The sequence below is a fragment of the Streptomyces sp. NPDC098781 genome (genome assembly GCF_044759995.1).
In the GTDB taxonomy this organism is placed as follows: domain Bacteria; phylum Actinomycetota; class Actinomycetes; order Streptomycetales; family Streptomycetaceae; genus Streptomyces.
The window spans coordinates 90,303-116,600 of sequence record NZ_JBIWAK010000007.1 but is presented as its reverse complement, the minus strand read 5'-3'; the positions used below and the strand labels follow the sequence as shown (position 1 = coordinate 116,600).

General features: G+C 71.7%; 22 protein-coding genes. 18 read left to right on the top strand and 4 right to left on the bottom strand.

The window, feature by feature from the left end; all coding sequences use genetic code 11:
- Positions 1 to 165 precede the first annotated feature (165 nt).
- Together metK and ACIQWG_RS27500 are read left to right on the top strand one after the other, a co-directional pair.
- A complete protein-coding gene (metK, locus tag ACIQWG_RS27505) occupies positions 166 to 1,374 on the top strand; it encodes a methionine adenosyltransferase (protein ID WP_404100559.1) in 1,209 nt (402 codons plus the stop codon).
- A 172-nt stretch (positions 1,375 to 1,546) separates the two neighbouring features.
- On the top strand, positions 1,547 to 3,712 hold the full coding sequence (locus ACIQWG_RS27500; protein WP_404100558.1) for a primosomal protein N': 2,166 nt from the start codon (positions 1,547 to 1,549) through the stop codon (positions 3,710 to 3,712).
- A 147-nt stretch (positions 3,713 to 3,859) separates the two neighbouring features.
- On the opposite strand, the gene ACIQWG_RS27495 is transcribed toward ACIQWG_RS27500, so the two are convergent.
- A complete protein-coding gene (locus ACIQWG_RS27495) occupies positions 3,860 to 4,402 on the bottom strand; it encodes a hypothetical protein (protein ID WP_404100557.1) in 543 nt (180 codons plus the stop codon).
- Between the two features lie 327 nt (positions 4,403 to 4,729).
- Here ACIQWG_RS27495 and fmt point away from each other — a divergent pair, with 327 nt between their 5' ends.
- Entirely contained in the window at positions 4,730 to 5,662 is a 933-nt protein-coding gene (gene fmt / locus ACIQWG_RS27490; RefSeq protein WP_404100556.1) for a methionyl-tRNA formyltransferase, read from the top strand.
- A gap of 74 nt (positions 5,663 to 5,736) precedes the next feature.
- A complete protein-coding gene (locus ACIQWG_RS27485; RefSeq protein WP_404100555.1) occupies positions 5,737 to 7,155 on the top strand; it encodes an RsmB/NOP family class I SAM-dependent RNA methyltransferase in 1,419 nt (472 codons plus the stop codon).
- Between the two features lie 714 nt (positions 7,156 to 7,869).
- Here the strand turns inward: ACIQWG_RS27485 and ACIQWG_RS27480 are convergent.
- Positions 7,870 to 10,050, bottom strand: coding sequence for an MMPL family transporter (locus ACIQWG_RS27480; protein WP_404100553.1), 2,181 nt, complete (start codon positions 10,048 to 10,050; stop codon positions 7,870 to 7,872).
- A gap of 245 nt (positions 10,051 to 10,295) precedes the next feature.
- On the opposite strand from ACIQWG_RS27480, the gene rpe reads away from it, so the two are divergent.
- From rpe to ACIQWG_RS27445, 7 genes are all read left to right on the top strand, one after another.
- On the top strand, positions 10,296 to 10,982 hold the full coding sequence (rpe, locus tag ACIQWG_RS27475) for a ribulose-phosphate 3-epimerase (protein WP_404100551.1): 687 nt from the start codon (positions 10,296 to 10,298) through the stop codon (positions 10,980 to 10,982).
- 78 nt (positions 10,983 to 11,060) lie between these two features.
- Positions 11,061 to 12,104, top strand: a complete 1,044-nt coding sequence (locus tag ACIQWG_RS27470; protein ID WP_404100549.1) for a sugar-binding transcriptional regulator — start codon at positions 11,061 to 11,063, stop codon at positions 12,102 to 12,104.
- Between the two features lie 76 nt (positions 12,105 to 12,180).
- Positions 12,181 to 12,495 (top strand): barstar family protein, encoded by a 315-nt coding sequence (locus tag ACIQWG_RS27465; protein WP_404101140.1) that lies wholly within the window; start codon positions 12,181 to 12,183, stop codon positions 12,493 to 12,495.
- Positions 12,496 to 12,626: 131 nt separating this feature from the next.
- Complete coding sequence (locus ACIQWG_RS27460) at positions 12,627 to 14,069, top strand: GuaB1 family IMP dehydrogenase-related protein (protein WP_404100547.1); 1,443 nt, start codon at positions 12,627 to 12,629, stop codon at positions 14,067 to 14,069.
- A gap of 89 nt (positions 14,070 to 14,158) precedes the next feature.
- On the top strand, positions 14,159 to 14,656 hold the full coding sequence (locus tag ACIQWG_RS27455; protein WP_404100545.1) for a GNAT family N-acetyltransferase: 498 nt from the start codon (positions 14,159 to 14,161) through the stop codon (positions 14,654 to 14,656).
- A 231-nt stretch (positions 14,657 to 14,887) separates the two neighbouring features.
- Positions 14,888 to 16,378, top strand: coding sequence for an amino acid permease (locus ACIQWG_RS27450; RefSeq protein ID WP_404100543.1), 1,491 nt, complete (start codon positions 14,888 to 14,890; stop codon positions 16,376 to 16,378).
- Between the two features lie 10 nt (positions 16,379 to 16,388).
- Positions 16,389 to 16,841: an Lrp/AsnC family transcriptional regulator gene (locus ACIQWG_RS27445; RefSeq protein ID WP_048581051.1), complete on the top strand. Its 453-nt coding sequence runs from the start codon at positions 16,389 to 16,391 to the stop codon at positions 16,839 to 16,841.
- Positions 16,842 to 16,926: 85 nt separating this feature from the next.
- Here the strand turns inward: ACIQWG_RS27445 and ACIQWG_RS27440 are convergent, their stop codons facing one another.
- On the bottom strand, positions 16,927 to 17,667 hold the full coding sequence (locus ACIQWG_RS27440) for a GntR family transcriptional regulator (RefSeq protein ID WP_404100538.1): 741 nt from the start codon (positions 17,665 to 17,667) through the stop codon (positions 16,927 to 16,929).
- A 215-nt stretch (positions 17,668 to 17,882) separates the two neighbouring features.
- On the opposite strand from ACIQWG_RS27440, the gene ACIQWG_RS27435 reads away from it, so the two are divergent.
- The 6 genes from ACIQWG_RS27435 (at position 17,883) to ACIQWG_RS27410 (ending at position 24,665) form a co-directional block, all read left to right on the top strand.
- Complete coding sequence (locus ACIQWG_RS27435) at positions 17,883 to 19,040, top strand: ABC transporter substrate-binding protein (protein ID WP_404100536.1); 1,158 nt, start codon at positions 17,883 to 17,885, stop codon at positions 19,038 to 19,040.
- On the top strand, positions 19,037 to 19,936 hold the full coding sequence (locus tag ACIQWG_RS27430; RefSeq protein ID WP_404100534.1) for an ABC transporter permease: 900 nt from the start codon (positions 19,037 to 19,039) through the stop codon (positions 19,934 to 19,936). Before ACIQWG_RS27435 ends, ACIQWG_RS27430 begins: the two co-directional genes overlap by 4 nt.
- The gene (locus ACIQWG_RS27425) at positions 19,924 to 20,736 is read left to right on the top strand and encodes an ABC transporter permease (RefSeq protein WP_404100532.1); all 813 of its coding nucleotides are present in this window, start codon (positions 19,924 to 19,926) and stop codon (positions 20,734 to 20,736) included. The genes ACIQWG_RS27430 and ACIQWG_RS27425 overlap by 13 nt, the downstream gene beginning before the upstream one ends.
- A gap of 6 nt (positions 20,737 to 20,742) precedes the next feature.
- On the top strand, positions 20,743 to 21,822 hold the full coding sequence (locus ACIQWG_RS27420; protein WP_404100530.1) for an ABC transporter ATP-binding protein: 1,080 nt from the start codon (positions 20,743 to 20,745) through the stop codon (positions 21,820 to 21,822).
- A gap of 55 nt (positions 21,823 to 21,877) precedes the next feature.
- Entirely contained in the window at positions 21,878 to 23,299 is a 1,422-nt protein-coding gene (locus ACIQWG_RS27415) for an HAD-IA family hydrolase (RefSeq protein WP_404100528.1), read from the top strand.
- 145 nt (positions 23,300 to 23,444) lie between these two features.
- Positions 23,445 to 24,665: an MFS transporter gene (locus tag ACIQWG_RS27410; protein WP_404100526.1), complete on the top strand. Its 1,221-nt coding sequence runs from the start codon at positions 23,445 to 23,447 to the stop codon at positions 24,663 to 24,665.
- On the opposite strand, the gene ACIQWG_RS27405 is transcribed toward ACIQWG_RS27410, so the two are convergent.
- Entirely contained in the window at positions 24,634 to 25,173 is a 540-nt protein-coding gene (locus ACIQWG_RS27405; RefSeq protein WP_404100524.1) for a Repetin, read from the bottom strand. The two genes, ACIQWG_RS27410 and ACIQWG_RS27405, sit on opposite strands and share 32 nt — an antisense overlap.
- 297 nt (positions 25,174 to 25,470) lie before the next feature.
- On the opposite strand from ACIQWG_RS27405, the gene ACIQWG_RS27400 reads away from it, so the two are divergent.
- Complete coding sequence (locus tag ACIQWG_RS27400; RefSeq protein WP_404100522.1) at positions 25,471 to 26,259, top strand: carbon-nitrogen hydrolase family protein; 789 nt, start codon at positions 25,471 to 25,473, stop codon at positions 26,257 to 26,259.
- Positions 26,260 to 26,298: the final 39 nt, after the last annotated feature.

Below are 26,298 nucleotides of genomic sequence, written 5' to 3'. Positions count from 1 at the left end.
GAGTGGGCAGAATGCCCGTGCCGCAGGTCACAGCGCTCCCGAGAGGCGAGACAGGGGGTCCGTGACCGGGCACGACAGATAAACTGTCCTAGGACGACGCCGGGCGCAGCCCCCGTCCCGTCCGCCAATGATCAGCCAGCAGCCGCTGCAACCCCAGGGAGCGTTGTGTCCCGTCGCCTGTTCACCTCGGAGTCCGTGACCGAGGGTCACCCCGACAAGATCGCTGACCAGATCAGCGACACCATTCTCGACGCGCTTCTGCGCGAGGACCCGTCATCCCGGGTCGCTGTCGAGACCCTGATCACCACCGGCCTGGTGCACGTGGCCGGAGAGGTCACCACCAAGACGTACGCGGACATCGCGACGCTGGTCCGGAGCAAGATCCTCGAGATCGGCTACGACTCCTCGAAGAAGGGCTTCGACGGCGCCTCCTGCGGTGTCTCGGTCTCGATCGGCGCGCAGTCCCCGGACATCGCGCAGGGTGTGGACACGGCGTACGAGTCGCGGGTCGAGGGCGACGAGGACGAGCTGGACCGCCAGGGCGCCGGTGACCAGGGCCTGATGTTCGGCTACGCGTCGGACGAGACGCCCACCCTGATGCCGCTGCCGATCTTCCTGGCGCACCGCCTGTCCAAGCGCCTGTCCGAGGTCCGCAAGAACGGCACCATCCCGTACCTGCGCCCCGACGGCAAGACGCAGGTCACCATCGAGTACGACGGTGACAAGGCGGTCCGCCTGGACACGGTCGTCGTCTCCTCCCAGCACGCCTCGGACATCGACCTGGACTCGCTCCTGGCGCCCGACATCCAGGAGTTCGTGGTCGAGCCGGAGCTGAAGGCCCTGCTGGACGACGGCATCAAGCTGGACACCGAGAACTACCGCCTTCTGGTCAACCCGACCGGCCGCTTCGAGATCGGCGGTCCGATGGGCGACGCGGGGCTGACCGGCCGAAAGATCATCATCGACACCTACGGCGGCATGGCCCGCCACGGCGGTGGCGCGTTCTCCGGCAAGGACCCGTCCAAGGTGGACCGTTCGGCGGCGTACGCGATGCGCTGGGTCGCCAAGAACGTCGTAGCGGCCGGTCTCGCCTCCCGTTGCGAGGTGCAGGTGGCGTACGCGATCGGCAAGGCCGAGCCGGTCGGTCTGTTCGTCGAGACGTTCGGCACGGCCAAGATCGACGCCGAGAAGATCGAGAAGGCCATCGACGAGGTCTTCGACCTCCGCCCGGCCGCGATCATCCGCGACCTGGACCTGCTCCGCCCGATCTACGCCCAGACCGCGGCGTACGGGCACTTCGGCCGAGAGCTGCCGGAGTTCACCTGGGAGCGGACGGATCGGGTGGACGCGCTGCGCCAGGCCGCGGGGCTGTAGGTCCTCGGCCTGACCCGTCGTTCTTTCGCGAGGCCCGGTTCCCCTTCGGGGGCGCCGGGCCTCGCGCTGTCGGCCACCCCGTCGTCGTAGGTGCCCGTCGGGCGGCCGATGATGTCCTGAGGTGACCCCGGGCCGGCGTCCGATGTCAGTGCGGTTTGGTAAGAATGCAAGGGTGAGCAGCGAGAACGGGACTGGGGACGGCGGGGCCGAGGGGGCGTCGCCGGAGCAGCTCGCGCTCATTCGGGAGAGTGTGCGCAAGGCTCCGCGGGCCAAGCCGAGGACGTGGCGGGGAGCCAGTCTCGCCAAAGAGTTGCCGGTCGCGCGGGTGCTGGTCGACAAGGGTGTGCTGCACCTTGACCGGTACTTCGACTACGCCGTGCCCGAGGAGCTCGACGCCGACGCGCAGCCCGGGGTGCGGGTGCGGGTGCGGTTCGGGGCCGGGCGGCACCGGGTGCGGGACGGGCGGCGCGAGGGCGGCGGGCTCATCGACGGGTTTCTCGTGGAGCGGGTTGCCGAGTCCGACTACGCGGGACCGCTGGCCGCTCTGGCTCAGGTCGTTTCGCCCGAGCGGGTGCTGAGCGAAGAGCTCTTGGGGCTCACTCGGGCCGTTGCCGACCGCTACGCCGGGGGACTCGCCGATGTCTTGCAGCTGGCCGTGCCGCCGCGCAGCGCCCGGGCCGAGCAGCGGCCTTCGCCGGAGCCGCTGCCCGTGCCCGGCAGGCCCGAGGTGGGGTCGTGGGGGCGGTACGAGCGAGGAGCCGGGTTTCTGGAGGCGCTCGCCTCCGGGGGTGCGCCGCGGGCCGTGTGGAACGCGCTGCCCGGGCCGGAGTGGAGTGAGGAGCTGGCGAGGGCCGTCGTCGCCACGCTGGCGTCCGGCCGCGGGGCGCTCGTCGTGCTGCCGGACGGTCGGGCCGTCGCCCGCCTAGACGCCGCCCTGACCTCGCTGATGGGCGAGGGACGGCACGCGGTGCTGACCGCCGACGCCGGGCCCGAGAAGCGGTATCGGGAGTGGCTCGCCGTACGGCGGGGGAGCGTGCGGGCCGTCGTCGGGACCCGGGCCGCCATGTTCGCGCCCGTGCAGAACCTCGGGCTGGTCGCTCTCTGGGACGACGGCGACGACAGCCACAGTGAGCAGCATGCTCCGCAGCCTCATGCCCGCGAGGTGTTGTTGCTGCGGGCCGCGCAGGACAAGTGCGGCTTTCTGCTGGGGAGTTGGAGCTGCACGGTCGAGGCCGCGCAGCTCGTGGAGAGCGGCTGGGCCCGGCCGCTGGTCGCCGCGCGGGAGCAGGTACGCGGTGCCGCTCCGCTGGTACGGACCGTGGGGGACCAGGATCTCGCGCGTGACGAGGCCGCGCGGGCCGCCCGGTTGCCCACTCTCGCCTGGCAGGCGGTGCGGGAAGGGCTGCGGCACGGGCCGGTGCTCGTGCAGGTGCCCCGGCGGGGGTACGTGCCACGGATGGCCTGCGCCAACTGCCGTGCCCCCGCCAGATGCCGACACTGTGCCGGGCCGCTGGAGGCACACGGATCCGGGGCCGATCTGCGGTGTGGGTGGTGCGGGCGCGAGGAGGGCGGCTGGCACTGCCCGGAGTGCGGCGGGTTCCGGCTGCGGGCCCAGGTGGTGGGGGCGCGGCGGACCGCCGAGGAGTTGGGGCGGGCCTTTCCCGCCGTGCCGGTGCGGACCTCCGGCCGTGAGCATGTCCTGGACACCGTGCCGGGCACACCTTCGCTGGTGGTGAGCACACCGGGCGCCGAGCCCGTCGCCGAGGGCGGATATGCCGCGGCCCTGCTGCTGGACGGCTGGGCGATGCTCGGGCGGCCCGATCTGCGGGCCGGCGAGGACGCGTTGCGGCGTTGGATCGCGGCCGCCGCGCTGGTACGGCCGCAGGGCGCCGGGGGGACGGTGGTCGTCGTCGCCGAGCCCACCCTGCGCCCCGTACAGGCGCTGGTGCGCTGGGATCCCGTCGGGCACGCGGTGCGGGAGCTCGCCGAGCGGGCCGAGCTGGGGTTTCCGCCGGTGTCCCGGATGGCGTCCGTGGCCGGGCCCGGGGACGCGATCGCCGAGTTTCTGCGTACGGCGGAACTGCCGCCGGACGCCGAGGTGTTGGGGCCCGTGCCCATGCCCGTCACCGCGGCAGGCCGGCCTCGGCGCGTGGGGGCGCCGCCGCCGGGGGAGCACTGGGAACGGGCGCTGGTGCGGGTTCCGCCGGGGAGCGGGGCCGCGTTGGCAGCCGCGCTCAAGACCGCGCAGGCCGCGCGAATGGCGCGTGGGGGGAGTGGCGCCGGAGCGGGGGAGGTCGCGGCCGTGCGGGTTCGGATCGATCCGCCGGATATCGGGTGACGGCCGGGGAAGCTGACACCAGGTCAGGGTGGGGGGCGCCGTGCTTGCTTGAGTTTCCCTGCGGCCCGCCGGTTCCGGCAGACCGCGAGGGGCCGGGCATGGTTCTGCCCTCCCGGGTGCGCTCCGGGAGGGCAGAGTTCAGGGGGGTCAGCCGTTGCGCGGGCCCGGGAACGCCGTGGGCCTGGCCTCGTCGCGCAGGCCGGGGCTGCCCGCCGTCGGCTGGGTCGGCATGGAGCGGGCGGCGGGGACCGTCGGCACCGTGGGGAGGGTGGTGGAGACGTTGACCGTCCGGGTGCCCGAGGGCTCGGTGGTCCGCTCGGCCTCCGCCGCGGCCTGGGTGGCCGCGCGACGGGCGCCGTAGCGGCGGTGGACAGCCTGCTTGGTGACGCCGAGGGCGCTGCCCACCGCGTCCCAGGAGAAGCCGAGCGAGCGGTCGAAGTCCACGGCTGCCGTGACCAGGGTCTCGACACTGTCCCGAAGCTCCTGGGCGAGACGGACCGTCGGGGCGGGTGCGCGTCCGTAGACGACGAAGCCCGTGGAGGGGCCGGAGCGGCGCGGGCGGTAGACGTTGCCCAGTTGCGCGGTGAGCGTGCGCAGTGCGTCCACCTGCCGGCGGACCCGCTCGATGTCCCGCACCAGCAAGTGCAGGCTGGCCCGAGCCTGGGCGTCGTGGGTTGCGTGGTCGGCCATGAACAAGCCTCTCGAACCGGCGTTGAAGGAGTGGGCCGCGAATACGGATGCGGCGCTTGCGGCCCTTTGTGGTCAACTCTTTCTTGACCAACGCGGCAGCGCTCCGCGGGTCACGCAGTGGGGGCGTGTGGGCATATGCCTACGCCCTGGGCGGGGGCACGCACGCCTTGCCACCTCGGGCTTCTGCCTGCCGATTCGGCATGTCACCCGTCCGGGCGTATGTAGTGGACCCGAGCGTCCGTGCGCCTCCTGGTGAGTCCGTGCGCCGTACGGCAATAGACTTGTGCGTTGCCCCTGTCAGCCCGCCCGAGAGGCCCGTGCCCACCCATGAAGCTTGTCTTCGCCGGTACCCCCGAGGTCGCCGTTCCCGCTCTGGACGCTCTGATCGCCTCCGGGCGGCACGACGTGGCCGCCGTCGTCACGCGGCCCGACGCGCCGGCCGGGCGTGGGCGCCGGCTCGTGGCGAGCCCGGTGGCCGAGCGGGCCGAGGAGGCCGGCATCGAGGTGCTGAAGCCCGCCAAGCCGCGGGACCCCGAATTCCTGGAGCGGCTCCGGGAGATCGCGCCGGACTGCTGCCCGGTCGTCGCGTACGGAGCCCTGCTGCCGCGCGTCGCCCTCGACGTTCCGGCCCATGGCTGGGTCAACCTGCACTTCTCGCTGCTGCCCGCCTGGCGCGGGGCCGCGCCCGTGCAGCACTCCATCATGGCGGGCGACGAGATCACGGGCGCCTCGACCTTCCTGATCGAGGAGGGCCTCGACTCCGGACCCGTCTACGGCACGGTCACCGAGTCGATCCGGCCCACCGACACCAGCGGTGACCTGCTGACCCGGCTCGCCTTCGCGGGCGCCGGGCTGCTCGCCGCGACCATGGACGGGATCGAGGACGGCACGCTGAAGGCCGTACCGCAGCCGTCCGACGGGATCACCCTCGCTCCCAAGGTCAACGTCGAGGACGCCCATATCGACTGGAGCGCCCCCTCCCTGCGCGTCGACCGGCTCGTGCGGGGGTGCACGCCCGCGCCGGGTGCCTGGACCGTCTTCCGCGGTGAGCGGCTCAAGCTCATCCAGGTGCGGCCGGTACCGGGACGGGACGACCTCGCGCCCGGTGCGCTGTCCGTCGGGAAGAACGACGTGTACGTCGGGACGGGGTCGTACGCCGTCGAGTTGCTGTGGGTGCAGGCACAGGGCAAGAAGCCGATGCGGGCCGCGGACTGGGCGCGCGGTGTGCGGATCGCCGACGGGGAGAGCCTCGGGGCGTAACCGGGCGTACGCCGCGATGGGGGTGCGACGTAGGCTGGGCGTACATCTCGACCAGCAATCCGGAGCACCTTTTCGTGAGCGACACCTCCCGTCGGCCCCGTAGAACCGGCAAGCCCTACCGACGGCCCAAGAAGGACCCCGTCCGCATCCTCGCCTTCGACGCGCTGCGCGCCGTGGACGAGCGGGACGCCTACGCCAATCTCGTGCTGCCGCCGCTGCTGCGCAAGGCGCGCGAGAAGGGTGACTTCGACGGGCGGGACGCCGCGCTCGCGACCGAGCTGGTGTACGGGACGCTGCGGCGGCAGGGGACGTACGACGCGATCATCGCGGCGTGTGTGGACCGGCCGTTGCGGGAGGTCGACCCGCCGGTGCTCGATGTGCTCGGTCTGGGTGTGCATCAGCTGCTGGGGACGCGCATTCCCACGCATGCCGCGGTGTCGGCGTCCGTCGAGCTCGCCCGGGTGGTGCTCGGTGACGGGCGTGCGAAGTTCGTCAACGCCGTGCTGCGGAAGGTCGCTCAGGACGATCTCGACGGGTGGATCCAGCGGATCGCGCCGCCGTACGAGGAGGACGCGGAGGACCATCTCGCCGTCGTGCACTCGCATCCGCGGTGGGTCGTCTCCGCGCTGTGGGACTCGCTCGGTGGTGGACGGGCCGGGATCGAGGCGCTGCTGGAGGCCGACAACGAGCGGCCCGAGGTGACGCTGGTCGCGCGGCCCGGGCGGTCGACGCGTGACGAGCTGCTCGGTGAGGAGGCCGCGGTGCCGGGGCGCTGGTCGCCGTATGCCGTGCGGCTCGCCGAGGGCGGGGAGCCGGGGGCGATCGAGGCCGTGCGGGAGGGGCGGGCGGGGGTGCAGGACGAGGGGAGCCAGTTGGTCGCCGTTGCCCTCGCCAATGCTCCGCTCGACGGGCGGGACGAGAAGTGGCTCGACGGGTGTGCGGGGCCCGGGGGGAAGGCGGCGCTGCTCGGTGCGCTGGCCGCTGAGCGGGGGGCCGTGTTGCTCGCCTCCGAGAAGCAGCCGCATCGGGCGGGGTTGGTGGCCAGGGCGTTGGACGGGAATCCGGGGCCGTATCAGGTCATCGCCGCCGATGGGACTCGGCCGCCCTGGCGGGCCGGGAGTTTTGACCGGGCGCTGGTGGATGTGCCTTGTACCGGGCTCGGGGCGTTGCGGCGGCGGCCGGAGGCGCGGTGGCGGCGGCGGCCGGAGGATCTGGACGGGTTCGGTCCGTTGCAGCGGGCGTTGTTGCGTAATGCGATCGACTCCGTGCGGGTGGGGGGTGTGGTCGGGTACGCCACGTGTTCGCCGCATCTTGCCGAGACTCGGGTGGTCGTGGACGACGTGCTGAAGGAGCGGGGTGGGGTGGAACTGGTGGATGCTCGGGGGTTGTTGCCGGGGGTGCCGGAGTTGGGGGAGGGGCCTGATGTGCAGTTGTGGCCTCATGTGCATGGGACGGATGCGATGTATTTGGCGTTGATGCGGCGGGTGGGCTGAGCGGGGTTCGTGGGGCCTGGGGGTTTTCGCCCCCGCCGCCCCTACCCGTCCCATCCCCAGGGGCTCCGCCCCTTCGACCCCGCTAGGGGCCCCGCCCCTGGACCCCGCTGGGGCTGCCGCCCCAGGCCCCGCTCCGGCCCTGAAGGGGCCTTGTCCTCAAGCGCCGGACGGGCTGGGGCGGGTGGCCGTTGGAGAGGCGGCGGGGGCCGTGGGTCCGACCTGCCGGGGGCTCCGCCCTTTCGACCGCCGCCAGGGTCTCCGCCCCTGGACCCTGCTGGGGCTGCCGCCTCAGGCTCCGCTCCGGTCCTGAAGGGGCCTTGTCCTCAAGCGCCGGACGGGCTGGGGCGGGTGGCCGTTGGAGAGGCGGCGGGGGCCGTGGGTCCGACCTGCCGGGGGCTCCGCCCTTTCGACCGCCGCCAGGGTCTCCGCCCCTGGACCCTGCTGGGGCTGCCGCCTCAGGCCCCGCTCCGGCCCTGAAGGGGCCTTGTCCTCAAGCGCCGGACGGGCTGGGGCGGGTGGCCGTTGGAGAGGCGGCCGGGGGCTCGTGGGTCCGACCTGCCCGGGGGCTCCGCCCTTTCGACCGCCGCCAGGGTCTCCGCCCCTGGACCCCGCTGGGACTGCCGCCCCAGGCCCCGCTCCGGCCCTGAAGGGGCCTTGTCCTCAAGCGCCGGACGGGCTGGGACGTCACGCGGACCGGCGTTGGCGAGGCAGGGACTACGTTTCCCGCCGTCCCGCACTCTGCCCCACCTCCGCGACCACCCGCGCACCCCCATCCTCCCGAGCCAGCCGATGTGGCCACCAGATGTTCGGGCCCACGTCCAGGAACAGGGACGTCACCAGTACCGATCGCACGATGAAGGTGTCCAGTAGCACCCCGAGTGCCACCGCGAAGCCGATTTCGGCGAAGGCGACCATGGGGAGGGTGCCGAGGGCGGCGAAGGTGCCGGCCAGGACCAGGCCGGCCGAGGTGATGACCGCTCCCGTGGCGGCGAGACCGGTGATGACGCCTTGGCGGGTGCCCTGGTGGGCGGCCTCCTCGCGGATGCGGGTGGTGAGGAAGATGTTGTAGTCGATGCCCAGGGCCACCAGGAAGACGAAGACGAACAGAGGGAAGTCGGTCGACTCGCCCGCGTAGTCGAAAAGGTGCCTGAAGGCCAGCGCGCTGATGCCCAACGCCGCCGCGAAGGACAGGATCACCGTGCCGATCAGCAACAGGGGCGCGACGACGGCACGCAGCAGGGCCGCGAGGATCAGCATCACCACGACCAGCACCAGCGGGATGATCAGGATGTTGTCGTGCGTGGTCGCCTCGTCGGCGTCCAGCAGGGCTGCCGTACCGCCGCCCACCTGGGCGTCCGCGTCCGGGACGGCGTGGACGGCGTCCCGTACCCGTTCGACCGTCTGCTTGGCGGCCTCGCTGTCGGCCGGTGCGGTCATCGTCGCCTCGAAGAGCACCTTGCCGTCGAACACCGGTTTGGTCCCGGGCGGCAGGCCCAGGGATTCGGGGACCACGCCCTCGGTGTCGGCGACCGCGCGGCCCACCTGTTGCGCCTGGGCCTGGTTGCTGACGACGACCAGCGGGTCGCCGCTGCCGGCCGGGAAGTAGCGTTCGGAGATCTCCTGGCCGGTGATCGACTCCGGCTTGTCGGTGAACGCGTCGGCGTTGCTCAGACCCTCGGCGCGCAGTTGGATCAGGCCCAGGGAGCAGACCGCGAGGACCGCGGCCGTGATGGCCCAGGTCATGCGGGGGCGGCGGGCGATGTTGCGGCCCATGCGGGCCCAGATGCCGCGTTCGTGCGGGTTCTCCGCGCCGACATGCGGGATCACCGGCCAGAAGATCCAGCGGCCGCAGATCACGAGGAGCGCGGGGAAGAGGGTCATCATCGCCAGCAGACCCACTCCCACACCGATCGCGGCCACCGGGCCGAGACCGCTCGTGGAGTTCATCTCCGCGGCCAGCAGCACCAGCATGCTCAGCACGACCGTCGCGCCGGAGGCGAGCACCGCCGGGCCCGCCCGGTGCAGGGCAAGGGCCATCGCCTCGTGGCGGTCCTCGTGATGGCGTAGCTCTTCCCGGTAGCGGGCGACGAGCAGCAGGGCGTAGTCGGTGCCCGCGCCGAACACCAGGACCGTGAGGATGCCGGCGCTCTGGCCGTTGACCGTCAGGCCCGCGTGTTCCGCCAGGAGGTAGATGAGGGCCTGCGCGGTGAACAGGGCGACGATCACGGCGACCAGCGGCACCAGCAGCAGGGTCGGGCTGCGGTAGGTGATCAGGAGCATGACGATGACGACCGCCATCGCCGAGAGCAGGAGCGTGGAGTCGATGCCCTCGAACGCCTCGGCGAAGTCCGCCGACGTGCCGCCCGGACCCGTGATGTACACGCTCAGTCCGCCGCCGCCCTTCCCGACGACGTCCTGGATGGAGTCGACGGCCGGGGCGATACGGTCCCAGCCCTGCTCGTCCATCGTGATCGGAACCTGGACCTGGGCCGCGCGCGGATCCACCTCGCGGTCGAAGACCGGGCCCCGCGTCTCGGCGCCCCGAATACCGTGGTCCGACAGTTGCTTGAGCTGGGCCACGTCCTCGGTGATCGCGGCGCGGTCCTGTGCCGTGAGGCCGTCGGCACGGGCGTAGACGACGACCGCGGGGATCTGTTCCGGCCTGAAGTCCTCGGAGATCTCCAGGACTTGGGTGGATTCCGCGGATCCGGGCAGCCAGGAGGCGGCGTCGTTGTCCTGCGCGTCGCTCAGCTTCTGCGCGAGCGGGGCGGTCACGAAGAGCGCCACCAGCCACAGGACGAGCACCACCCACTTGGCCCGGCGCCCGCAGACCAGATGCGCGATCCCCCGCTGTCCCTCCCCCGGGGGCCGCTCCTTCTCCTGGGTCTCCGTCATGGCCGCCCCCTTGTGCCCGGTCGCGGGCCGTCCGCCCGCTGTGCGCCGCCGTCATGCGGGTGCCGCGACGCCCTCGCAGGGCCCGCCCTGCCGGCGGACCACGGTGGACCTACGAAAGGGCCGTGCCGTACGACGATCCGATGGGCCGCCCAGCATGGCACGCTGTGCGCGGACACAACATCCGATGAACGGCTCAGGTCTGGACCGGGGCGAACATTCGTGCCCGGACATGGCAGGCTTGGGTCATGGCCGCGCAGATCAACCCCAGCATCCTGTCCGCCGACTTCGCCCGCCTCGCGGACGAGGCCAAGGCGGTGGAGGGAGCCGACTGGCTCCATGTCGACGTCATGGACAACCATTTCGTCCCGAACCTCACCCTCGGCGTGCCGGTCGTAGAGTCTCTGGCCCGTGCGACGGACACTCCGCTGGACTGCCATCTGATGATCGAGGCCCCCGATCGGTGGGCGCCCCAGTACGTGGAAGCGGGGGCCTCCTCCGTCACCTTCCATGTCGAGGCGGCCGCCGCCCCGGTGCGGCTGGCTCGGGAGATCAGGGCCAAGGGCGCTCGTGCCTCCATGGCACTCAAGCCCGCGACACCCATCGAGCCGTACGAGGATCTGCTGCCGGAACTCGACATGCTGCTGATCATGACGGTCGAGCCGGGCTTCGGTGGTCAGGCGTTTCTCGACATCATGCTTCCTAAGATTCGCCGGACCCGCGAGTTGATCAGCAAGCACGGCCTCGACCTGTGGCTCCAGGTCGACGGCGGTGTGTCGGCCACGACCATCGAGCGGTGCGCGGAGGCGGGCGCGGACGTCTTCGTCGCCGGTTCGGCGGTGTACGGCGCGGACGATCCGGCCGAGGCGGTGCGTAGGTTGCGCGCTCAGGCCGACGGCGTGACCAAGTCCGCGGCCTGGGCATGCGACCACTGAGCCAAGGGAACGTGAACGGCCGCCATCAGGGCGGATCAAGAGCGCCGGATCTGCAAGGATGAACGGCGAATCCAGAGTGTGAACAGCAGTGAGGAGATCGCCGTGTCGGGTATGTCGGCGGGCCGGTCAGCCATGCGGATGGGACCCGCTGAGCTGGTGCAGGCGGCGGCCATGGCCCGCCGCTTCTACCTCGAGGGCAAGTCCAAGATCCAGATCGCGGAGGAGTTCGGCGTCAGCCGCTTCAAGGTGGCCCGGGTCCTGGAGACCGCTCTCGAACGGGATCTGGTGCGCATCGAGATCCGTGTGCCGGCCGAGCTGGACGCCGAGCGCTCCGACGCGCTGCGCGCCCGGTACGGCCTCCGGCACGCCGTCGTGGTCGAGGCCCCGGTCGAGGCCGAGGAGTCGCCCGACCCGGAGAACCTGGGAGAAGTGGCCGCCGACCTGCTCGGCGAGCTCGTGAACGAGGGTGATGTGCTGGGCCTGGCCTGGGGCCGGTCCACGATCCACATGGCGGCCGCCCTGGACCGGCTGCCGCCCTGCACGGTGGTGCAGCTGACGGGCGTGTACGACGCCGGGACCGCCGAGCGCGGCTCGGTCGAGGCCGTCCGCCGCGCCGCGCAGGTCTCCGGCGGCGACGCGCACCCCATCTACGCGCCGATGCTGCTGCCGGACGTGGCCACCGCGGCGGCACTGCGCCACCAGACCGGAATCGCCCGGGCCTTCGAGTACTTCGACAAGGTCACGGTCGCCTGTGTCTCCATCGGCTCCTGGGAGCCGGGCATCTCGACGGTGCACGACATGCTCAGCGACGAGGAGCGGGCGCACTACGCCTCGCTCGGCGTCGCCGCCGAGATGTCCGCGCACCTCTTCGACGTCGAGGGGCGCCGCGTGGGGCGGGACCTCCAGGAGCGGTGCATCACGGTCAAGGCCGACCAGCTCCGCCGTATCCCCGAGGTCGTCGCCATCGCGGGCGGACAGCGCAAGGCGGCCGCGATCGACGCGGTGCTGCGGTCCGGGCTCGTCACGTCCCTGGTGACGGACACATCGGCGGCGGACTATCTGATGACGGCCGGGCCGACGCCGAAGAACACCCTCAACAGGGCCGATCCGGACGGGAACTGACGAAGATTCAGAAGGGGACGGCCCAGGGTCGTCCCCTTCGTTCATGGCCGATCACGACGACCTGGGCGGTGCTGGGATGACGGAGTTCGTCGTCACGCTGGACCTCGACGGAGTCACGGACAAGGCGGGCCTGATGGACCGCTGCGCCCGCGATCTGCGGCTGCCCGACTGGTTCGGGCGCAACTGGGACGCGCTGGCCGACTCCCTCTCCGACCGTGCCGTGTGGCCGCAGGGCGCCGCGGAGCAGGGTCTGCGGATCGTCGTACGGAACTGGCAGCCCTATGCCGAGGCGCGGCCCGACGAGTGGCGGATCGCCGAGGAGCTCTTCACCGAGGTGACGGACCGGACGCCGGCGCTCTCCGTGCTGCTGGCCCTTGGAGGATCCTCCTAGACGGCCCCTGACCTGCTTGGACGATGTGACCGTACAGCGCATTCCGGTCAGCATGGGACAATGAAGTACGTGCTCTTCCCCCTGGCTGACCTGTCCGGGGGCCACCTCTGATCGACTGGGATGTGCAGCACGTGCGTTTCCTCAATGACATCCAGCCCGCCTACGACCTGACGTACGACGACGTCTTCATGGTCCCGAGCCGCAGCGCGGTCGGCTCGCGGCAGGGGGTGGACCTCAGCTCCCCGGACGGCACGGGCACCACCATCCCGCTGGTCGTCGCCAACATGACCGCCATCGCCGGCCGCCGTATGGCCGAGACGATGGCCCGGCGCGGCGGCCTGGTGGTCATTCCGCAGGACATCCCGATCGACGTCGTCACCGAGGTCGTCACCTGGGTGAAGAGCCGGCACCACGTCCTCGACACGCCGATCGTGCTGGCTCCGCACCAGACCGTCGCCGACGCGCTGGCCCTGCTGCCCAAGCGCGCGCACAACGCCGGTGTGGTCGTCGACGAGAACCACAAGCCGGTCGGCGTGGTCACGGACGCGGACCTCTCCGGCGTGGACCGCTTCACCCAGCTCGAAGTGGTCATGTCCCGCGACCTGCTGCTCCTCGACGCCGACATCGACCCGCGCGAGGCCTTCAACACCCTCGACGGCCACAACCGGCGCTACGCCCCGGCCGTCGACTCCGAGGGCCGTCTCGCGGGCATCCTGACCCGCAAGGGCGCCCTGCGCGCCACGCTGTACACGCCGGCCGTCGACGCCGACGGCAAGCTGCGCATAGCGGCCGCCGTAGGCATCAACGGCGACGTCGCCGGCAAGGCCAAGCAACTGCTCGACGCGGGCGTCGACACGCTCGTCATCGACACGGCGCACGGCCACCAGGAGTCGATGATCACCGCGATCCGGACCGTGCGGGCGCTCGACCCCCAGGTGCCGATCGTGGCCGGGAACATCGTGGCCGCCGAGGGCGTGCGGGATCTGATCGAGGCCGGCGCGGACATCATCAAGGTCGGTGTCGGTCCCGGCGCCATGTGCACGACCCGCATGATGACCGGCGTGGGCCGGCCGCAGTTCTCCGCGGTCCTGGAGTGCGCCGCCGAGGCGAAGAAGTACGGCAAGCACGTGTGGGCCGACGGTGGCGTCCGGCACCCGCGTGACGTCGCCATGGCGCTGGCCGCCGGTGCGTCCAACGTGATGGTCGGGTCCTGGTTCGCGGGCACGTACGAGTCGCCGGGCGACCTTCACCACGACGCCCAGGGGCGTGCCTACAAGGAGTCCTTCGGGATGGCGTCGGCGCGGGCCGTGGCCAACCGCACGTCCGACGAGTCGTCGTACGACCGCGCCCGCAAGGCGCTGTTCGAGGAGGGCATCTCCACCTCCCGCATGTTCCTCGACCCGACTCGCCCCGGCGTCGAGGACCTGATCGACTCGATCATCGCGGGCGTGCGGTCGTCCTGCACCTACGCGGGTGCCGGCTCCCTGGAGGAGTTCGCCGAGAAGGCGGTCGTCGGCATCCAGAGCGCCGCGGGCTACGCGGAGGGCAAGCCGCTGCACGCCAGCTGGAGCTGACGACAACTGCTGTGCCCACGGCCCCCGTTGTCCCGACCGACGGGAAATCCGGGGGCCGTACCCATGCCGTCGGACGTACTGTCGGCGACATGGAGATCGCCGTCTGCGGACCCGACGACGTGGCGCTGCTCGACCGTCACATCGGCTCGTCGGGTGCCCTGTCCTTCCATGCGCGCCGGTTCGCCCGTCAGGAGCGCGGTGAGAGCACGTACCTCGTCGCCTGGCTGGATGAACGGCCCGTGGGGCACGCCGAGGTGCGCTGGATCGGCTGCGACGCCCGCGAAGTGCGGGACGCGCGGCCCGGGTGCCCGGAGATCAACGGGCTGGGTGTCCGGCCGCAGGAGCTCCGCTCACGGGGCATCGGCACGGCTCTCGTGCTCGCCGCCGAGGAACTGGTCCGGGAGCGAGGCATCACGGTCGTCGGCCTCGGTGTCGCGAAGGACAATCCACGTGCGGCCGACCTGTACACGCGGCTGGGGTACGAGCCGTTGACCGACTACTACGACCGCTGGACCTACGAGGACGATCAGGGGCGCCTGCGTGACTGCGTCGACGCGTGCACGTTCCTGATCAAGGACCTGTGCTGAAGGGCCGATCGCAACGGTCGAACACCGCCGCGCAATGAACACCCACCCGGGCCCGACGTACGCAATGATCTTGCACGTACACGCAAGGTTGCTGCATTTCACCAGCAACGCCGTTCCTCGTAGGCTGTCGCCTCGTACGTGGCGTGGCAGGGACCCCGCTCGGTGGGTCCCTGTCCGAAGGGGTGCCGCCGGTCCCTGCCGCCCTGACCGGCAGCGATAAGGAGCCAGCGCGTGCTCGACCAAGGCGCACCCCCGCAAGCCCCAGGCCAGACAGCCGCCCCCTCCTCCCAGGGGGTCGGCGCGCGCCTGCTGCGCCGCAAGCCCGTGGAACACCTGGTCGCGGAGGGTGGGCAGGGTGAGGGAGGGTCCCTGCGGCGCTCCCTCGGCCTGTGGCAGCTCACCATGATCAGCATCGGTGCCACCCTCGGCACCGGCATCTTCGTCGTCCTCGGCGACGCCGTCCCGGAGGCCGGTCCGGCCGTCACCCTCGCGTTCGTGATCGCCGGTCTCACGGCGCTCTTCTCGGCCCTGTCGTACGCCGAGCTGGCGGGCAGCATCCCGGTCGCGGGCTCCTCGTACTCGTATGCGTACGCAACGATGGGCGAGCTGGTCGCCTGGGTGTGCGGCTGGTGTCTGGTGCTGGAGTACGGCGTGTCGGTGGCCGCGGTCGCGGTCGGGTGGGGCGAGTACCTCAACGAGCTGCTCGACGGGACCATAGGCGTCACCATCCCGTCGGTGCTGTCCTCGGCGCCCGGCGAGGGCGGGATCATCAACCTGCCCGCGCTGATCGTCGTCCTGCTGGCGATGGTGTTCCTGCTCGGTGGCGTCCGGGAGTCCGCCCGCGCCAACACGATCATGGTCGCCGTGAAGATCGCCGCGCTGGTGCTGTTCTGCGCGGTCGGCTTCATGGGCTTCAAGTCGGGCAATTACGAGGACTTCATGCCGCTCGGCATGGCCGGCGTGAGCGCCGCGGGTGCCACGCTGTTCTTCTCCTACATCGGCTTCGACGCCGCCTCCACCGCCGGTGAGGAGGCCAAGGACCCCAAGCGGGACCTGCCGCGGGCGATCATGCTGTCGCTGATCATCGTGACCGCGCTGTACGTCCTGGTCGCGGGTGTCGCCGTCGGCGCCTGGAACTGGACCAAGTTCGAGGGCTCCGAGGCGTCCCTCGCCGCGATCATGAACGACGTCAGCGGCCAGAGCTTCTACGGCACGCTGCTCGCCCTCGGCGCGGTCATCTCCATCGCGAGCGTGGTCCTCACCGTGCTCTACGGCCAGACCCGCATCCTCTTCGCGATGTCCCGAGACGGGCTGGTGCCCAAGGCGCTCGGCAAGGTCGACCGGAAGACCGGCACCCCGCGCCTGAACACGGTCCTCGTGTCCCTGTTCTGCGGTGCCCTCGCCGCCCTCATCCCGCTGGGCAAGCTCGTCGACGCCACCAGCATCGGCACGCTGTTCGCCTTCGCGCTGGTCAACATCGCGGTGATCGTGCTGCGCGTGAAGCGGCCGGAGCTCGAGCGCACGTTCAGGGTGCCGTTCGGGCCGGTGCTGCCGGTGCTGGGCTTCCTGTTCTGCGCGTACAACATGTTCAGCCTCGACACCGTCACCTGGGTGGTCTTCGGGTGCTGGATGGCCGCCGGTCTCGTGTTCTACTTCCTGTACGGCTATCGCCGTTCCCGTCTTGCGACGGACGAAGCTCTCGCAACGCCAGAAGTGAAGTGAACACCCCGCAGTGCTGAACGATCTCGACGAACGCATCGTGCACGCCCTCGCCGAGGACGCCCGCCGCTCCTACGCGGACATCGGGCAGCTCGTCGGCCTGTCCGCGCCCGCCGTGAAGCGGCGCGTGGACCGGCTGCGGGCGACCGGGGCGATCACCGGGTTCACCGTACGGGTGGATCCGTCGGCCCTCGGGTGGGAGACCGAGGGGTTCGTCGAGATCTACTGCCGCCACAACACCTCGCCGGACACGATCCGGCGGGGGTTGGAGCGGTATCAGGAGGTCGTGGCGGCCTCCACCGTCACCGGGGACGCGGATGCGGTGGTGCAGGTCTTCGCCTCTGACATGCGGCACTTCGAGCGGGTTCTCGAGCGGATCGCCGGGGAGCCGTTCGTGGAGCGGACCAAGTCCGTGCTGGTGCTGTCCCCGTTGTTGCGGCGGTTCTCGTCCGGGTCGCCCACGTAGCTCGTCGGCTGGGGGGCTGCTCGCGCAGTTCCCCGCGCCCCTGAAGGTGCCTTTTCCGGCAGGCCGACCCGCGCGGCGGCGGGCGTCAGTCCGCCGTCTTCCGTGCCAGCGCGTTGTTGTCGATCGAGTTGTGGACGCTGAAGCTCACCGCGTCGGAGCGGTAGCGGTCGTCCGACCACTCCACGGGGCGCCCCTCGCGCGTGGTCGTCACGCGCCGCACCCGCAGGAGCGGACTGGTCCGGCGGATCCCGAGCAACTCCGCGTCCTGGGCGCCCGCTGACACCGCGTCGATGACGTGCTCGCCGTAGGCGAAGACCAACCCCGTGTCGTCGTACAGGCGTTGGGTGACGGAGGCGCAGTCGGGCTCTATGGCCTCGACCGCCGGGGAGATCCAGTCCGCGTACACCGTGCGTTCCAGCAGCACCGGCTCGCCGTCCAGGCCGCGCACCCGCAGGACGTGCAACACCTCGGTGCCGGGGCTCAGTTGGAGGCGCACCGCGTCCTCCTTCGTCGCCGGGCGGTACTCCTGCGTGACGACATGGCCGGTCGCCTCGCGGCCCATCGCGTGCGCCCACTGGGCGAAGCTGCGCAGTTCGGCGAAGCTCTGGCTGCGGCGGCTGGCCAGCACCACGCGGCGGGCGCCCTGGCGGGAGCCGATGAGGCCCTCGGCGGTCAGGGCGGCGACGGCCTGGCGGACCGTGCCGCGGGAGACGCCGTAGTGGGCCGCGAGGTCGGTCTCGGCGGGCAGCAGACTGCCGACCGTGTACTCCTCGCGGTCGATCGCCCGACGCAGTTCGTCGGCGATCTCCTCGTGTCGTGCCGCCATGCTTCCCCTCTGAGCCGGTTGCTGTGCACAGCGTGACCAGGGTAAACGAGATCCGATGGTGATCCGTGTCAGCCGGGATTGTGCACGAATTCTGGGGTCAGGGTTTCATCCTCGTTCACTTTCGAGACACCGAGGCCGGGCGTACTGAGGCCAACTTGTTCAGACAAGTTGGCCCCGTGGGCCTCCTCCACCCTCGCGCGTCCCCTGGAGCAACCGTGTCCGTGTCCCTGCCGAGAAACGCCGCCCTGAGCGGCGCCCTCGCCGTCCTCGCCGCGCTCGCCCTGAGCGCGTGCGGTGCCGCCCCCGACAACGCGTCCACCACCGCCGACGGCAAGAGCGCCGCCGCCGCCACCTCCGCCGAGGAGTTCGGCGGCCTGGACAAGCTGGTCGAGGCGGCCAAGAAGGAGGGCACGCTGCACGCCATCGCGCTTCCTCGCGACTGGGCCAACTACGGCGCCCTCATCGACGGCTTCCAGAAGAAGTACGGCATCAAGATCGAGGTCGAGAACCCCGACGGCTCCAGCCAGGACGAGATCAACGCCGTGACCTCGCGCAAGGGGCAGGACCGCGCCCCCGACGTGCTGGACCTCGGCAGCTCCTTCGCGATCAGCGCCGCCCAGCAGGGGCTCCTCGCCCCGTACAAGGTCGAGGCGTTCGCCGACATCCCCGAGGGCCAGAAGGACGCGCAGGCCCGCTGGTTCAACGACTACGGCGGCTACATCTCGATCGGCTGCGACGCGGGGCGCGTCAAGGAGTGCCCGAAGACCTTCGCCGACCTGCTGAAGCCGCAGTACAAGGGCCAGGTCGCCCTCAACGGCAACCCCACCAAGTCCGGCTCGGCCTTCGGCGGCGTCTACGCGGCGGCGCTCGCGAACGGCGGCTCCTTCGACGACATCCAGCCCGGCCTCGACTTCTTCGGCAAGCTGAAGAAGAACGGCAACTACACGCCCGTCGAGTCGACGCCGGCCACCGTCGAGAAGGGCGAGACGCCGATCAGCATCGACTGGGACTACCTGAACGCCGGGTACGCCGAGGAGTTCAAGTCCAAGGGCGTCGACTGGCAGGTGGCCATCCCCTCCGACGGCAACTACGCCCAGTACTACTCCCAGGCCATCAACAAGGACGCCCCGCATCCCGCGGCCGCCCGCCTGTGGCAGGAGTACCTCTACAGCGCCGAGGGCCAGAACCTGTGGCTCAAGGGCTTCGCGCGTCCGGCGCTGATGGTCGCGATGGAGAAGGCCGGCACCCTCGACAAGACGGCCGCGGCCAAGCTGCCCGAGGTCTCCGGGACGCCGTCCTTCCCGACCGAGGAACAGCAGAACAAGGCCAAGACGGTGCTCGGACAGGGCTGGGCGAAGGCCGTCTCCGGATGACGACCACCCTCACCGGGGTCGACACGGCGACCGCCGCTCCGCGCAAGCGGCGGCGCCGTGCCCTCGGCGGCTCGCTCGCCGTCGTCCCGCTGCTCGTCTTCACCGCGCTCGCCTTCGGGCTGCCCGCCCTGGCCATGCTGGACGGCGCCTTCACCGTCAAGGACCCGGCCACGGGGGCGACCTCGTACAGCGCCGACAACCTGACGAACTCGCTCCAGGGCGCCTACCTCACGGCCCTGCTCGGCAGCGTCAAGCTGTCCGCCGTGTCCGCCGCCCTCGGCACCCTGCTCGGGCTGCCGCTCGCCCAGGCCGTGGTGACCTCCCGCTTCCGCGCCCTGCGCGAGGCCGTGCTCACCGCGTCCGGGGTCCTCGCCAACTTCGGCGGCGTCCCGCTGGCCTTCGCCTTCGTCGCCACGCTCGGCAACGCCGGTGTGCTGACCCGGCACCTGGGCCTGACCGACAAGGGCTGGGACCTGTACAGCTTCTGGGGACTGGTCCTCGTCTACCTGTACTTCCTGATCCCGCTGATGGTGCTCACCATCACCCCGGCGCTGGACGGCCTGCGCTCCCAGTGGCGCGAGGCCGCGCAGAACAACGGCGCCACGAGCGTGCAGTACTGGCGGCACGTGGCCCTCCCGGTGCTCCTGCCCACGCTGCTCGGCGGATTCGTCCTGCTCTTCGGCAGCGCCTTCGCCGCGTACGCCACCGCCGCCGCCATGGTGGGCAGCTCCATCCCGCTGGTCACCCTCCAGATCGCCGACGCGCTCTCGGGCAACGTCCTGGTCGGCCAGGAGAACGTGGCGCTCGCCCTCAGCCTCGACATGGTCCTGGTCGCCGGCCTGGTGATGGCCGTGTATCTGCCCCTGCAACGACGGAGCGCGCGATGGCTCGCCTGAACCTGTGGCGGTGGGGCGTGCTCGGCCTCGCCGGCCTGTACTTCCTGGTGCCGCTCGCCGCGTCGGTCGTCTTCACCGTCGACGTGCCGGGGCAGGGCCTCACCCTCGACGCCTACACCCGGATCTTCTCCACCGAGGGCTTCGTCTCCAGCCTGCTGCTCTCGCTGGAACTGGCCGCCGCGACCATCGTCGTCGTCCTGCTGCTGATGGTGCCCGCCATGGTCGCGCTGCGGCTCGGCGCGCCCCGGCTGCGGCCGGTCGTCGAGATCGTCTGCTCGCTGCCGCTGGTCGTGCCGCCGATCGCGTTCGTCGCCGGGATCGGGACGGTGCTGAAGTGGGGGCCGGAGCATCTGTCCCGTACACCGCTGTTCCAGACGTTCGTCGCGATCCAGAACCCGGACTTCCCGTTCGTGCTGGTCCTGGCGTACGTCGTGATGGCGCTGCCCTTCGTGTACCGGGCCCTGGACGCCGGGCTGCGCGCCATCGACGTACCCACCCTCGTGGAGGCCGCCCGCAGCTGCGGCGCCGGCTGGCCGCAGGCGCTGCTCCAGGCCGTCCTGCCGAACCTGCGCGGAGCCCTGCTCAACGCCTCCTTCCTCACCCTCGCCCTGGTACTCGGCGAGTTCACCGTCGCGCAGCTGCTGGGCTTCCAGCCCTTCGCCGTGTGGATCGTGAACGTCAGCGGCTCACAGGCCCAGCTGTCCGTCGCCGTGTCCGTGCTCAGCCTGCTCGTGACCTGGGTGCTGCTCCTCGTGCTCGCCGGCTTCGGCGGCCGTACCCGTCCTACCTCCCGGGGATGAACCACCATGACCGTGCTTGAGAAGACCGCCGAAGACACGGCGATCAAGGCCGCCACCGTCGAATTCCGCGGCCTGCGCCGGGAGTTCGGACCCACCGTCGCCCTCGACGGACTCGACCTGACCGTCGAGCCCGGCGAACTCCTCGCCCTGCTCGGTCCGTCCGGCTGCGGCAAGACCACCGCCCTGCGCATGCTCGCCGGGTTCGAACACCCCGACTCCGGCCAGGTGCTGGTCGACGGCCAGGACGTCACCGGCATCCCCGCGCACCGCCGCGACGCCGGGATGGTCTTCCAGTCGTACAGCCTCTTCCCGCATCTGAGCGCCCTCGACAACGTGGCGTTCGGGCTGCGCATGCGCAAGGTGCGCACCGCCGAACGGCGTTCCCGCGCCGCCGAGTTGCTGGAGCTGGTCGGCCTCGCCGACAAGGGCGAGCGTTTCCCGCACCAGCTCTCCGGCGGCCAGCAGCAGCGCATCGCCCTGGCCCGCGCCCTCGCCCTGCGCCCGCGCGTCCTGCTACTCGACGAGCCGCTGTCCGCGCTCGACGCCAAGGTGCGCCTGACGCTCCGCGAGGAGATCCGCCGGCTCCAGCAGGAACTCGGCATCACCACGCTCTTCGTCACCCACGACCAGGAGGAGGCCCTGTCGATGGCCGACCGGGTCGCCGTGATGCGGTCCGGGCGGCTCGAACAGTGCGCCGCGCCCGCCGAGTTGTACGGCCGACCCGCCACCGCCTTCGTCGCCGAGTTCGTCGGCACGATGAGCCGGATCCCGGGCAGGCTCGTCGACGGCGGTGTCGAGGTACTGGGCCGGCGGCTGCCCGTCGACGGCGACGTACCGTCGGTGGCCGAGGTCGACGTGCTGGTACGGCCGGAGGCGGTCACCGTGCGCGCCGACGACGCCTCCGACGCCCGGGTGCTCGCCACCGCGTTCCTCGGCGCCACCACCCGGGTGACCGTACGGCTTGCCGACGGCACCGAGATCAAGGCCGACCTGCCCGCACACGAGGGCGCCGCGCTCGGCGCCGGGTCCGCGGTGAGCGTGTCGCTGCCGGAGCGACCGGTGCTGGTGGCCGAACGCGGCCGCTGACCCCGTACGACCTGTTCCTCCACTGATCCCCCCACGCACGAAAGAGACCGCAACCGTGACTCGACTCCCGCTCCAAGCCGTTCTGTTCGACATGGACGGCACGCTCGTCGACACCGAGCGACTGTGGTGGGAGGCGGTGGAGCAGGTGGCCGGCCGGGCGCTGACCGAGGCGGACGAGCCGGAGGTGCTCGGCCGGCCCGTCGAGCACACCGCCGACTGGCTGGCCGCCGCCACCGGCACCCCGGCCGCCGACCTCGCCGACGTGCTGCACCGCGAGTTCGCCGACCGGGTCCGCGCCGGCATCGTCCCGCGCCCCGGCGCGCTGGCCCTGCTCGACGCCCTGGCCCGCGACGGCGTCCCCACGGCCCTGGTCACGGCGTCGCCCCGGGCCGTCGCCGACACCGTCCTCGCAGCCCTCGGCGCGAGCCGCTTCGCGGTCTCCGTCACCGCCGACGACACCGACCGCACCAAGCCCGCCCCCGACCCCTACCTCGCCGCCTGCCACGCCCTCGGCGTCGACCCGACGGCCTGCGTCGCGGTCGAGGACACCCAGACCGGCGTCAGCTCCGCCGAGGCGGCCGGCTGCACGGTGCTCGCGGTGCCCTCGCTCGCCCCGATCGAAGCCGCGCCCGGCCGGACCGTCGTGTCCGGTCTGACCGACGTCACCCCGGACCGGCTGCGCGCCCTGCTGCCGCACGAGCTCCGCGTCATGAGCTGGAACCTCTGGTTCGGCGGCACCAAGGTCCACGACCACCGGGCCAAGCAGCTCAAGGCCATCGCCGAGACAGGGGTGGACGTGGTGGGCTTGCAGGAGACGTACGGCAGCGCGGCCGAGGAACTCGCCGACGCGCTCGGCTGGTACCACCACCGGGCGGGGGAGAACCTCGGGATCATCAGCCGGTACCCGATCACGGCCCGGCTCGGCGACCCGGACGTCGGCTTCTACGGCGCGGCCGGAGCCCGGATCGCCGTGGGGGACCGGGAGATCGAGATCTGGACGGTCCACCTCGACTACCGGTCCTACGGCCCCTACGTGACGGACGGCGACCCGACCGCCCACGAAGGCGTACGGCTCGCCCAGATGCGGGACGCCCTGCGCGAGGTCGAGGAGTCGGCCGTGCCCGTCGTCCTCGTCGGCGACTTCAACAGCCCCTCCCACCTGGACCGGCCCGACGCCGAGTGGCCGGTGACGAAGGCCGCCGAGGAGGCCGGGCTGCGCGACTCCTACCGCGAGGCCCACCCGGACCCGGCCACCCACCGCGGCCACACCTGGTCCCCGATCCACCCCGTGCGCGAGGACGGCAGCGGGCGCCCCGAGCCCCAGGACCGGATCGACTTCGTCCTGCACCGAGGGCTGCGGGTGCTCGCCTCCGAGACGTACGTCTGCGGGCGGCCGCGCCCCTGGCCGGACGTCGAGGACAACGACTGGCCGTCCGACCACGCCGCCGTCGTCACCACCTTCGCCCTGCACAGGTGAGACCACAAAGGCCCTGCACGGATGGGCCGGACCCGCCTACCATCGGTGTCATGACCTGGCGACATTGATCCACCAGCCGTGCCTCCCGAGGGCCGCCTCGGCCGCCCTACTCCCGGCGTCCGAACAGTCCCTTCGGGAAGGCCTCATGACACTCTCACCTGCGCGTGTGCCCGCCGTCGGGGTACGGCGGCTGACGACCACGCTGTACGGCTACTCGTTCCTGGACGACTTCGTCCTGCTCTACCCGGTGTACGCGCTGCTGTTCGCCGACACCGGCCTGTCGCTCTGGCAGATCTCCTCCCTGTTCGCCCTGTGGTCGATCACAGCGGTGGTGCTGGAGGTGCCCTCCGGTGCCTGGGCCGACGCCGTCTCGCGGCGCCGGCTGCTGTGGATCGGCCCACTGCTCACCGCCGCCGGCTTCGCGCTGTGGGTGGCCGTCCCGTCCTACTGGGCCTTCGCGGCCGGGTTCGTCCTGTGGGGCGCCGGCGGAGCGCTCGGCTCCGGTGCGCTGGAGGCGCTGGTCTACGACGAACTGGACCACCTCGGCGCCGCAGACCGGTACGCCCGGGTGATGGGCCGGTCCCGGGCCGCGCGGCTGCTGGGCGCCGTCGCCTCCATCGGCCTCGCCGGACCCGTCTTCGCCCGGGGTGGCTACCCGGCCGTGGGTGCCGCGAGCTTCGTGGCCTGTGTGCTGACCGCCGTCACGGCGACCCGGTTCCCGGAGCACCGGGTGCGGCCGGAGACCGGCGGTGACAGCTGGGCGACGACCCTGCGGACCGGACTGGCCGAGGTCCGCAGGGACCGTTCGGTGCGGGGCGCGCTACTGCTGATCCCCGCCGTCGCCGCCGTATGGGGGGCGCTCGACGAGTACACCCCGCTGCTGATCCGGGAGATCGGCTTCGCCGAGGCGACCGTGCCCTACCTGATCATGCTGATCTGGGCGGGCGTCACCCTCGGCAGCTTCCTGACCGGACCGGCCGAACGCCTCGGCCCCAAGGGACTCGCCGCACTGCTCGCGGGCGCGGCGCTCGCCCTGGCCGTCGGCGCCGCGGCCCGCTCACTGACCGGCATCGCACTGGTGAGCCTCGCCTTCGCCGGGTTCCAGCTGGCCGAGATCCTGGCCGACGTGCGGCTCCAGCACCGCATCGACGAGTCCCGCCGGGCCACACTCACCTCGGTGGCGAGCCTGGGCACCGAGCTGGCCACGGTCGCCACCTTCGGCGCATACGTCCTGCTCGGCGCCGACGCGGCACACAGCACGGTCTTCGCGGTGCTGGCGATCCCCTACCTGGTGACCGCGCTGGCGCTGGGGTCGGCGTCGGTATCGGCGTCGGCTAGAAGTCGGGCCGCCAGGGCACGACCGTGAAGTCGCCCGTCCCCTTCTTCACCTTCTCGAAGGGGGCGGAGCTCACACACTTGGGCAGCCCCTTCGTCTCGGCGGGGTTGCCCGTGGAGGCCCAGCTGTAGCCGAGACGGTCGTGGCGGCCGGCGTCGTGGACGGTGACACCGACCCGCTTGCCCTCGGCGCCCGGCAGGTCGGAGTCGGTGATCACCCCGGAGACCACGGCGACCTTCCCGCCGGTCAGCAGGCAGTCGACCTTCGCCTTCGCCCGCGCGCCCTCGCCGTTCAGATAGTGGCTGAACTCGAAGGTGCCGGTGGCCTTCGTCGGGTCGGCGGTGTCCTTCGCCGCCAGATGCGCGTCGAACGAGAACGTGATGTCGTCGCCTGCCGAGCGGTACAGCTTGGCGGTGCCGGTGAGCGCGGCGGCCTCACGCTGGCGCGGTGCGTCGTCGGACGCGGTGGCGACGGAGGCCGCCCCGGCGGTGAGCAGCAGTGCGGAGCCGAGCACGACGATCTTCGTACGGCGGTTCATAGCGGTCCTTTCCGCAGGTCAAGTGGACGTTCACCACTCTCCCGGCGCCGCGCCCGCCACACATCGCACCGAGGGCGGGACCCCGCCTCCGCCGCCCGGCGGGGACCCCGTCGCGCGCTGCGCCCCGAGGAGGAGCGGACCTACGCCTGCGGACGCGCAACGAATCGCCGCGCACCCCCCGACCCGCGCAACGAACCGCTCACCGGCGCGCAACGGCTCCCGCTTGTCCGGCCTGGTCAGCCGCCCGTACCTTCTAGGTGGCCCCCACAACCACCCTTCGCCCCGGTGAGGACACGCATGCGCACCGCCCTGCTCCAGAGCTCCGGCCGCCCCGGCTCCACCGTCGAGAACCTCAAGGTCCTCGACGAGGCCGCGGGCCGCGCCGCCGCCGCGGGTGCCGGGCTGCTGGTGGCGCCGGAGATGTTCCTCACCGGGTACGCGATCGGCGACGACATCGCCCGCCTCGCCGAGCCCGCCGACGGCGACTGCGCGGACGCCGTCGCCGAGATCGCGACGCAGCACGGCCTGGCGGTCGCCTACGGCTACCCCGAGCGGTCCGGCGAGACCGTGTACAACTCCGCCCAGCTGATCTCCGCCGACGGCACGCGCCTCGCGAACTACCGCAAGACCCACCTCTTCGGCTGCTTCGAGCGCGACCACTTCACGCCCGGCGAGCAGCAGGTCGTCCAGGCCGAGCTCGACGGGGTCCGGGTCGGCATCCTGATCTGCTACGACGTCGAGTTCCCGGAGAACGTCCGGGCCCACGCCCTCGCCGGCACCGACCTGCTGATCGTCCCGACGGCCCAGATGCACCCGTTCCAGTTCGTCGCCGAGTCGATGATCCCTGTGCGGGCCTTCGAGAACCAGATGTACGTGGCGTACGTCAACCGGGTCGGCCAGGAAGGGGAGTTCGAGTTCGTCGGCCTCTCCACGCTCGCCGGCCCCGACGGAGTCGCCCGCACCCGCGCCGGCCGCGAGGAGGAACTCGTCCTCGCCGACGTCGACCCCGCCTTCGTCGCGGCGTCCCGCGAGGCCAACCCGTATCTGACGGACCGCCGCCCCGGCCTCTACGGGTCGCTCGTCTGAACCCCCAGCCTTCACCAGCCCCCGCAAGGAGTCCGTACC